We start from the raw sequence: 5,523 nt of genomic DNA on the forward strand, positions 1-5,523 counted from the left end.
GTCTTGAGCGCCCCCGTTTATCTCATGGCCCGCGCGGTTCGCTTGGGCCGCATTTCGGGCACCGCTTTCGCTCCCGTGGGCGTCGCCCTGCTTCTCGGCGGACTCATGGGGGCATCGGTGCTCGCCGTGCCCGGCCTGGTCATCTCGGCATTCCCGGCCGTTTTTGCGAACGAGGCATCCAACAGCATCGAGCTCACCGCACGCAGCATCGGTGGAGCGATGATGGTCGACTGCCCGCCGACGCCACCCTTGTTCATCGGGCAGCAGTTGCGGTGCCCCGCGACCGACGCTAACGGCAACCCCGTGGTCATCACGGTGAGCCTGCAGCGCTCGAACGGCTGGATCGCCTGGCAGGTCGACGACTGGGGCGTCTTCAGTCTGACGCGCTAGTCACACCGGCCCCACCACGAACCACCGCCGCTCCAAGGAGAACGAGATGAGCAGAAACTCCGCCATCCACGTTCCCGCTGGGTGGTATGCCGACCCCGTGCAGGTGGCTGCCTCGGGCATCGCGACGCAGCGACGGTGGTGGGATGGCTCGCAGTGGACGCACCACGTCGCCGCTCTCGAAACGCCGGTCAGCCCGGCCGTGTCGTATGAGACTCTTGCCGCCGTCACCTCGGCGACGGCAGCCGCGAGCGGATCATCGAGTCGACCGTCGAGCGCCGCGATCGCATCATCAGCGACGGTCGGTCTCGCGCCCGCGACCGTGTCTCCCAGTGACTCGGCTCGAGCCGCCGAGTCGATGCCCCTTCACACGCTCGACCCCCAATCGGGCAAGCCTCTCCGTTCGTCTCGGCCCGGCACCTACCCCGCGTCGACCGCGCTCGCCCCCCACGGGTCGACGACCTACGAACCCTTCAGCATTCGCAACAGCCTCACGGCAGCCGCCCACCGCACGGCTCGGGCAACGCGAAACCCGCTGCATTTACGGGTCAACACCGTCTCGATCTGGTTGATGGCCACCATGCCACTGACGCAGGCGTTGCTCGTGTTCTTGGCTTTCTCTGCCCCCGTGAGTGACAGTTCAGCCATGACGCGGATTCTCGCCGTCACCCTGCCGTTCGTCTTGACGGCGGCGCTCGCCGGGCAAGACACGCGCCTGATGCGCGCTGCCGGGCACTCACGCACGGCCCCGTGGATCACGGGCCTCATCGCGCCCCCCGTATACCTTGCGGTGCGGGGCGTGAGAATCGCGCGCACGACCGGGGTTCCGCCGTGGCCCTTAGTCGTGTGGATCGTCGCGCAACTCGCCGTGTTCGCCGTGTGGATTGCGATTGACCCCACGGGCGTGGAATCCCTCATGGGCGGGCCGCGATAGCCGATGCCGCCCCACACTCAGGGCGGTGTGATCTCGCGGCCGTAGGCTCGCAGGGTGGACGAAACGCGCAATCGCCGAGGTGCCAGCCTCGAGGTGTTGCGGGCCGAGGCACACGATGAACTGCAGACGATCATCCACGCTCGCGCGCGCGGGGGTGAAGACCCGTGGGACTTCATCCCCGACCTGCCGACGGTCGATGAACTGGTCGTGTGGATGCTGCGCGCCGAGCGCATTCGCGATGACGACAGCCGCCTGCCGACCCCGACACGCGACTATCGACTGTTGCGTCAGATAGCGCTCGACCACCCCGACCTCACGACCACGGTATGGACGATGCTCGGTCGGCTCGCGCACTAACCGGCTCGTCACACACGGTCACCACCCCGAAAAAGCTGAGTTTTTGTGTCCCCCTAAGGGGGGCCGAACCTCCTCTGCCGCAAAAATCGGCCGAGTCCTACCATGGAACCGGCGGAGACGTGCCCCATTACCCGATGAGGCTTCTCATTCCCGCGCCGAAGTGCTGGTGAGGATTCCCGATGACGAACTCGCACGGTCCAGAAGCAGGGTGGTATGACGACCCTGATGTTGCGTTGCGCCTGCGCTGGTGGGATGGCACCGTCTGGAGCCATCACACACGCCCGAAACCGGTGATCGAGCATCCGGCCGAACAGGCAATTACCGGTCACGTGGCCACGATTGACGCGAGCGGCGGCGGGTCGACCGTCATCGCCGCCCCCGCTGCCGTCGAGCCCTACAACTATTCGGCGCCCTACTCGTGGTCGCCCGGGTCGGCAGCAGGGCCCGACGCAGCGATTCGAACGGCGCCGCAGGTGATCAGCTATGTGCCCGATCGCGCCAGCACGCCTGCGTCGTGGGCCCTGGCGGCAACCCCCCTCGTCACCGCCCTGGCACAAGGCGCCGCGGCCCTTCTCGCGGGGTTCGAGTCAACCCCGTTCTTGTGGATCGCGGGCGCCGCCATCATCCCCGTGCTGTGGCTCATCATGTGGGTGCGCCGCGACCGCATCACGCTCGACGAATGGGGCCACATGCGGCGCGCGCACTGGGCCTGGGCATTTCTGGGCGATATTGGCTATCTCACGGCACGCACGATCGTCGTGCGTCGCCAAACCGAAGGCCACGGCTGGGCTCCGTTGCTCACGAACCTCGGCATCACGGCGGTGCTCATCAACGTTGGGCTCTTCACCCCCGTGTACGACGTGTTGCGCGGCGCTCTGATCTAACGGCACGCACTACAGGCGGCGCAGGCCGAGCACACTCACGACCGCGAATCCGGCGTCGACGCTCGCCGCCAGATCGACGACCGCGTCGATGCCCCAGTCGTGGTCTCCGGCCGGGTCGTCGATGACCTGGCGCACGCGCCACGTGCCGGGAGCATCCGTCGGCGCCTCATCGATCTGAACGAGGGATGCACTACGCGCATTGCCCCCCGTGAGCACCTCATCGTGATCGGCGTAGTAGGCGTCGAGCGCATCGGGCCACCCGGCGTCGGGGTCGAGCGCCTCAAGGTCGTCGTCACGCTGTAGGGCCATGAGCTGCACGCGGCGAAAAAGTTCGTTGCGCACGAGCACAAGAAATGCCCGGCGGTTGGTCGTGACATCCGGCGGCCGGGGCGGCAACACGGCCTCGTCGCTCGGCGTGGCCGCGGGATTGCTCAGCTGCTCCCACTCGTCTTGCAGGCTCGAGTCGATCTGCCGCACGAGTTCGCGCAACCACTCGATGATGTCGCGCAGCTCGTCGGTTTTCGCTTCGTCGGGCACGGTTTGCCGAATCGCCCGGTCGGCGTCGCTGAGGTAGCGCAGCATCAATCCTTCACTGCGCGTGAGCTTGTAGTGGCTCACATACTCGGTGAACGTCATGGCCTTCTCATAGAGGTCGCGCACGACGCTCTTGGGGCGCAACTCGACATCGCGAATCCAGGGTTGAGTCGCCGCGAAGGTCTCGAACATCGCCGTGAGCAACTCGTCGAGAGGCTTGGGATACTCGACCTCGTCGAGCGCTTCCATGCGCTCGTCATAGTCGAGCCCTTCGGCCTTCATTGCGCCGATCGCTTCGCCCCGGGCGGCGAACTGCTGTTGCGCGAGCACGGGCCGGGGGTTGTCGAGTGTGGCTTCGATGACGCTGATGACCTCGAGCGGGTAGTTCGCGTCGGTGTGGTCGAGCACGCCAATGACGGCGAGGGCGAAGGGGCTCAGCGGCTGGTTCAGGGCGAAGTTCGGTTGCAAGTCGACCGTGAGGGTGATGGCGGCTGGTTCGACGCTTCGATCGATCATCACGACGTCGGCACGCACGAGGGTTTTCGCGATTCCGAGTGCGCGCTTCACCAGCTCGCGCTTCCGGTGCGGCGGCTCATGATTGTCGGTCAGCAGGGCGCGGGCGTTGGCGAACACGTCTCCCCCGCGTGCGATGAGGTTGATGAGCATGGCAGCGCTCACCTGCATGCGGCTGTCGAGCGGTTCGGGCGCGCCGCCCACGAGTCGCTCGAAGCTCGTCTCGCTCCACGTCACAAACCCCGCGGGCGCGGCTTTGCGCACGATCTTCTTTTTCTTCTTGGGGTCGTCACCGGCCTTGGTCGTGGCGAGGTGGTTCTCCACCTCGTGATCGGGAGCTTGCACGACGACAAGCCCCGCGGTGTCGTATCCGGCTCGACCGGCACGGCCCGCGATCTGGTGAAACTCGCGCGCACTGAGCTGCCGCATCTTCACGCCGTCATACTTGCTGAGCGCCGTCAACAGCACCGTGCGAATCGGAACGTTGATGCCGACGCCCAACGTGTCGGTGCCACAAATGACGCGCAGCAGGCCGCGCTGCGCGAGCACCTCGACGAGCCGGCGATACTTCGGCAGCATGCCAGCGTGGTGCACCCCGATGCCCGCGCGCACGAGGCGGCTGAGCGTCGTACCGAAGCCGGTCGAGAAACGAAAGTCGCCGATCACCTCAGCGATCTCGTCGCGCTGTTCACGACTCACAATGCGGATGCTCGAGAGCGCTTGCGCGCGCTCCATCGCCGCGGCCTGGCTGAAGTGCACGATGTAAATCGGTGCCTGGCCCTTCTCGAGCAAGGCCTCGACCGTCTCATGCACGGGAGTCTTCACATACTCAAAGGTCAGCGGAATCGGACGCTCAGTATGCGTCACCTCGCTCACCGGATGCCCGGTGCGGCGCTCGAGGTCGCGCGCGATGGGTGACACGTCGCCCAAGGTCGCGCTCATGAGCAAGAAGCGCGCGTTCGTGAGCGTCAACAGCGGCACTTGCCACGCCCACCCGCGGTCGACGTCGGCGTAGTAGTGAAACTCGTCCATGACGACAATGCCCGCGGCGAGGTCGGCGCCTTCGCGCAGGGCTTGATTGGCGAGAATCTCGGCCGTGCAACAAATGATGGGCGCGTCGCCGTTAACACTCGAGTCGCCCGTGACCATGCCGACGTTTTCAGCCCCGAAGATGTCGACGAGCTGGAAGAACTTTTCGCTCACGAGCGCCTTGATCGGCGCCGTGTAGTACGTGCGCTGGCCCTGCGCGAGAGCGATGGCGTGCGCGGCAACGGCGACGAGACTCTTGCCCGAGCCGGTCGGGGTGGCGAGCACGACGTGCGCGCCCGCGACGAGCTCGAAGATGGCTTCTTCTTGCGCGGGATACAGCGTGAGGCCGCGCCCGACGGCCCAATTCTCGATGGCGTCGAACGCGGCGCCGGCCTCGTAGGGGCGGGGCATCGACTCGAGAAGGCTCACGTCTCGAGTCTGCCAGGGTTAGCTGCCGGGGCTCGGCACCAAGAAGAACGGGAACACGCCGGGGTTGTGGGCGTGCACGATCGCGAGAAACACCACGAGGTCGAAGAGCAAGTGCACGATGATCACATAGGTGAGCGACTTCGTGCGGTGGAAGATCCATCCCTGCAGCAGCGCGAAGGGGATCGTCATGAGGGGGCCCCAGGCCTGGTAGCCAAGCTCCCACAAGAAGCTCACGAAGATGATGGCTTGCAAGATGTTCGCCGTGACGACGCGGAAATGCCGCAACAAGAGCACATAACACGTGCAGATGAAGAACAACTCGTCCCAAATGCCGACGGCGTTGACGCCGATAAAGAGCCGCAACACCTCGCTCCACTCGCTCACCGCGGGCCAGTTTTGGTAGGCACCCGAGGTGATGAAGTAGAACGGCAGAATCAGCCAGCCAAGAAACGGAAC

Annotated in this window: 5 protein-coding genes and 1 pseudogene; 4 read left to right on the forward strand and 2 right to left on the reverse strand. The window is 65.7% G+C overall.

Annotated features, from left to right (window positions below):
* The 4 genes and pseudogenes from SFU54_RS09550 to SFU54_RS09565 all read left to right on the forward strand — a co-directional run.
* Positions 1-390, forward strand: a pseudogene (locus SFU54_RS09550) (DUF2510 domain-containing protein); the annotation flags it as partial.
* A gap of 46 nt (positions 391-436) precedes the next feature.
* Entirely contained in the window at positions 437-1,321 is an 885-nt protein-coding gene (locus SFU54_RS09555) for a DUF2510 domain-containing protein (RefSeq protein ID WP_319016046.1), read from the forward strand.
* Positions 1,322-1,375: 54 nt separating this feature from the next.
* Positions 1,376-1,678, forward strand: a complete 303-nt coding sequence (locus SFU54_RS09560) for a tryptophan synthase subunit alpha (RefSeq protein WP_319016047.1) — start codon at positions 1,376-1,378, stop codon at positions 1,676-1,678.
* Positions 1,679-1,857: 179 nt separating this feature from the next.
* Positions 1,858-2,562, forward strand: coding sequence for a DUF2510 domain-containing protein (locus SFU54_RS09565; RefSeq protein WP_319016048.1), 705 nt, complete (start codon positions 1,858-1,860; stop codon positions 2,560-2,562).
* 9 nt (positions 2,563-2,571) lie between these two features.
* Here SFU54_RS09565 and SFU54_RS09570 read toward each other — a convergent pair whose 3' ends face one another.
* Both SFU54_RS09570 and SFU54_RS09575 read right to left on the reverse strand, forming a co-directional pair.
* Entirely contained in the window at positions 2,572-5,049 is a 2,478-nt protein-coding gene (locus tag SFU54_RS09570; RefSeq protein WP_319016050.1) for a DEAD/DEAH box helicase, read from the reverse strand.
* Between the two features lie 36 nt (positions 5,050-5,085).
* Positions 5,086-5,523, reverse strand: a 438-nt coding sequence (locus tag SFU54_RS09575; protein ID WP_319016049.1) for a CPBP family intramembrane glutamic endopeptidase, incomplete at its 5' end; no start/stop codon positions are given.

This window comes from Microcella sp. (assembly GCF_033763155.1).
Lineage (GTDB): Bacteria > Actinomycetota > Actinomycetes > Actinomycetales > Microbacteriaceae > Microcella.